The sequence below is a fragment of the Corynebacterium ulceribovis DSM 45146 genome, from assembly GCF_000372445.1.
GTDB lineage: Bacteria > Actinomycetota > Actinomycetes > Mycobacteriales > Mycobacteriaceae > Corynebacterium > Corynebacterium ulceribovis.
In genome coordinates, this window is sequence record NZ_AQUY01000005.1 from 1 (window position 1) to 2,732 (window position 2,732).

A 2,732-nucleotide genomic window follows, 5' to 3' on the forward strand; every position below is an offset into this window, starting at 1 on the left:
CTGTTACTGGTCTGCCGGCTGGTTGCTATGTTGCGCGTGTTAGGGGAAGTGGTTTGGAATGGCCTGCCGTAGACGGTGAGAGTCCGGTACCTGAAAGTGCGTGTGGTGTGGTTGTTTTGTTCCCGAGTAGCAGCGGGCTCGTGGAATCTGCTGTGAATCTGCCGGGACCACCCGGTAAACCTGAATACTTTTTGTGACCGATAGTGGATAGTACCGTGAGGGAATGGTGAAAAGTACCCCGGGAGGGGAGTGAAATAGTTCCTGAAACCGTGTGCTGACAAGCCGTCAGAGCCTTTGGGTGATGGCGTGCCTTTTGAAGAATGAGCCTGCGAGTCAGCGGCATGTCGCGAGGTTAACCCGTGTGGGGTAGTCGTAGCGAAAGCGAATCCTAATGAGGGTGTTGTTAGTGGCATGTCCTGGACCCGAAGCGGGGTGATCTACCCATGGCCAGTGTGAAGCAGCAGTAAGATGCTGTGGAGGCGCGAACCCACTTAGGTTGAAAACTGAGGGGATGAGTTGTGGGTAGGGGTGAAAGGCCAATCAAACTCCGTGATAGCTGGTTCTCCCCGAAATGCATTTAGGTGCAGCGTCGTGTGTTTCATGCCGGAGGTAGAGCTACTGGTTGGTTTAGCGGGACTATCATCTTAGCGACATCAGCCAAACTCCGAATGCCGGTATGTGAGAGCGCGGCAGTGAGACTGCGGGGGATAAGCTTCGTGGTCGAGAGGGAAACAGCCCAGATCGTCGGCTAAGGCGCCTAAGTGTGTACTAAGTGGAAAAGGATGTGGGGTCGCGAAGACAGCCAGGAGGTTGGCTTAGAAGCAGCCACCCTTGAAAGAGTGCGTAATAGCTCACTGGTCGAGTGGTCCTGCGCCGACAATGTAGTGGCGCTAAGTACACCGCCGAAGCTGCGGAACTCACCGTTTGGTGGGTTGGTAGGGGAGCGTCGTGTGTTCGTTGAAGCTGTGGGGTGACCCGATGGTGGAGGGCATGCGAGTGAGAATGCAGGCATGAGTAGCGAATGAGAGGTGGAAAACCTCTCCGCCGGATGACTAAGGGTTCCTGGGCCAGGTTAATCCTCCCAGGGTGAGTCGGGGCCTAAGGCGAGGCCGACAGGCGTAGTCGATGGATAACGGGTTGATATTCCCGTACCCGTGTTTATGCGCCCATGGTGAATCAGTGATACTAACCACCCAAATCCACCTGATGTGGCCTTCGGGCTGCGCTGTGTGGGGCTGCGTGGGACCTGATCTGGTAGTAGCTAAGTGATGGGGTGACGCAGGAAGGTAGCCGTGCCACTTATTGGATTGTGGTGTAAGCGTGTGGCCCGGTCTGTTGGTAAATCCGCAGGCCATTGAGGGTGAGGCGTGATGCGTACCCGTTGTGGGGAAGTTGGTGATCCTATGCTGTCGAGAAAAGCCTCTAGCGAGTGTGAATACGGCCCGTACCCGAAACCGACACAGGTAGTCAGGTAGAGAATACTAAGGCGATCGGGATAACTGTGGTTAAGGAATTCGGCAAAATGCCCCCGTAACTTCGGGAGAAGGGGGGCCGCTGCATGTAGCGATATTTACTGTCTATGCGTGTGGTGGCCGCAGAGAATAGGGGGAAGCGACTGTTTACTAAAAACATAGGTCCGTGCGAAGACTTTGAAGTCGATGTATACGGACTGACGCCTGCCCGGTGCTGGAAGGTTAAGAGGACCTGTTAGGACCGTTTGGTTCGAAGCGGAGAATTTAAGCCCCAGTAAACGGCGGTGGTAACTATAACCATCCTAAGGTAGCGAAATTCCTTGTCGGGTAAGTTCCGACCTGCACGAATGGCGTAACGACTTCCCCGCTGTCTCAACTACAGACCCGGCGAAATTGCAGTACGAGTAAAGATGCTCGTTACGCGCGGCAGGACGAAAAGACCCCGGGACCTTCACTATAGCTTGGTATTGGTGTTCGGTTCGGTTTGTGTAGGATAGGTGGGAGACTGTGAAACCGCTACGCCAGTGGTGGTGGAGTCGTTGTTGAAATACCACTCTGATCGGATTGGATGTCTAACCTTGGCCCATGATCTGGGTTGGGGACAGTGCCTGGTGGGTAGTTTAACTGGGGCGGTTGCCTCCTAAATGGTAACGGAGGCGCCCAAAGGTTCCCTCAGCCTGGTTGGCAATCAGGTGTTGAGTGTAAGTGCACAAGGGAGCTTGACTGTGAGACTGACAGGTCGAGCAGGGACGAAAGTCGGGACTAGTGATCCGGCACTGGCTTGTGGAAGCGGTGTCGCTCAACGGATAAAAGGTACCCCGGGGATAACAGGCTGATCTTCCCCAAGAGTCCATATCGACGGGATGGTTTGGCACCTCGATGTCGGCTCGTCGCATCCTGGGGCTGGAGTAGGTCCCAAGGGTAGGGCTGTTCGCCCTTTAAAGCGGCACGCGAGCTGGGTTTAGAACGTCGTGAGACAGTTCGGTCTCTATCCGCCGCGCGCGTTGAAACTTGAAGAAGGCTGACCCTAGTACGAGAGGACCGGGTTGGACGTACCTCTGGTGTGCCAGTTGTTCCGCCAGGAGCAGGGCTGGTTGGCTACGTACGGGAGGGATAACCGCTGAAAGCATCTAAGCGGGAAGCCTGTTCTGAGATGAGGTTTCTTTTGAGGTTCCCTAGAGATGATGGGGTTGATAGGCCAGATCTGGAAGCACTGTGAGGTGTGGAGGTGACTGGTACTAATTTGCCGAGTAACACACA

General features: G+C 54.9%; 1 rRNA gene. It reads left to right on the forward strand.

The features are described 5' to 3' along the window. A 23S ribosomal RNA gene (locus A3EC_RS0110715) occupies positions 1-2,732 on the forward strand; the annotation flags it as partial.